This window comes from Chitinophaga sp. sic0106 (assembly GCF_019219075.1).
In the GTDB taxonomy this organism is placed as follows: Bacteria; Bacteroidota; Bacteroidia; order Chitinophagales; family Chitinophagaceae; genus Chitinophaga.
In genome coordinates this window covers 1-1,293 of sequence record NZ_JAHUWJ010000041.1, presented here as the reverse complement: position 1 = coordinate 1,293, position 1,293 = coordinate 1, and the positions used below count along the sequence as shown (strand labels likewise).

The 1,293-nt window shown below is 36.3% G+C and carries 1 protein-coding gene; it reads right to left on the bottom strand.

Annotated features, from left to right (window positions below):
- Positions 1-30 precede the first annotated feature (30 nt).
- Positions 31-1,035 (bottom strand): IS110 family transposase, encoded by a 1,005-nt coding sequence (locus KW844_RS28820; RefSeq protein ID WP_218380236.1) that lies wholly within the window; start codon positions 1,033-1,035, stop codon positions 31-33.
- Positions 1,036-1,293 lie beyond the last annotated feature (258 nt).

Sequence of the window (1,293 nt, the reverse complement as noted above, 5' to 3'; positions counted from 1 at the left end):
ATTTATAATTGATATAAGATACTTTAAAAGTTACGATGCGTACCTATAAATAGTATTGTTCTTCCACATAGCATATGTCAGGAGCAGGATTTTACGCTGTAAGGCTGTCGCTCCTATCATTTTACTGGCTTTTCCTTTATTAATTCTCTGATATACTATTTTGAGATCTTTATTGTGTGTAGCTGCTACTATTGAAGGAAAGTGAAGCGCAGACCTGATTCTGGTATTCCCTTTTTTTGATATTCTGGTAATTCCTTTAATACTACTTCCCGATTCGCGTTGAACAACATCATAACCTGCATAGCTAGCCAGTTGTTTTGCATTAAAGATGTTATTAAAACCAGCTGTCTCAGCAAGGATAATGGCGATTGTTATTAATCCTAAACCCTTTATTGTAAGTAATTTGGTCACTTTCTCCTCCAACCATGGATCTGAAGCTAACAGTCGTTCTATTTCTTTCATACAGTTAACTATTGCACTCTCTAGCTGCTTAATTATGTCCTCTGTTGCTTTTGTAACAAAAGCAGATGGCTCATGGCCTGATTGAATACTTTTTAATCTATTGATAAATCCTGTTTTCTCTACTTTCAAATCTGTATAAAGGCGTGTCAGATCGCGGAGCTGTTTAAAAATCGGAGCAGGTGGAGACCACGGATCCAGTTTTCTTTCTAAGCCCATCCGAGCTATTATCTCTGCGTCAATACTATCAGTTTTTGATTTGATATTCAAGCTCTTAGCATAGTGCTTTACTTTATTCGGCAAAAGCACACTGACATATAGTTTCAATTCATGTAAATGGTATGCTAAAGCTTCATAATATATACCCGTAGCTTCCATACTATAAACCGTTTCGATTGACGGTTCACAATATTTACGTACCCACCTGAGCAACTGATTAAACCCTGCACGGGTATTATCAAATTTACTTGCCTTGCTAAGGATACAACTGCCGTCAGTATTGTATTTGCCAATACAGGCTGTAAAATTTGATTTGGCGATATCCAAACCTATACTTTGTTTGACTACTGTTTCCATACTAAGGTGTTTAATGTAGAAACCCTGATTTTCTTCCTATGTCTTCCCTTTTGTTTTACGCTTGCTTACCTGGAAACGGTAGCCTTAAGTACTGTTCAGACTCTGAAGAAATTGAAAAGGGAAATGGAAATTCCTTTTTTACGATATGACCAATGCCTATCTGGGTGTATCTCTCTCATTTCCCAACAGGGTAATAACTAGTATAACTACATTAATATACCTGTTTAATAATTTCCTACAAAAGTAAAAGGGTGTATC

Coding starts and splice junctions, on each gene's coding strand:
- KW844_RS28820 (WP_218380236.1), bottom strand. CDS start 1,035: ATGGAAACAGTAGTCAAACAAAGTATAGGTTTGGATATCGCCAAATCA.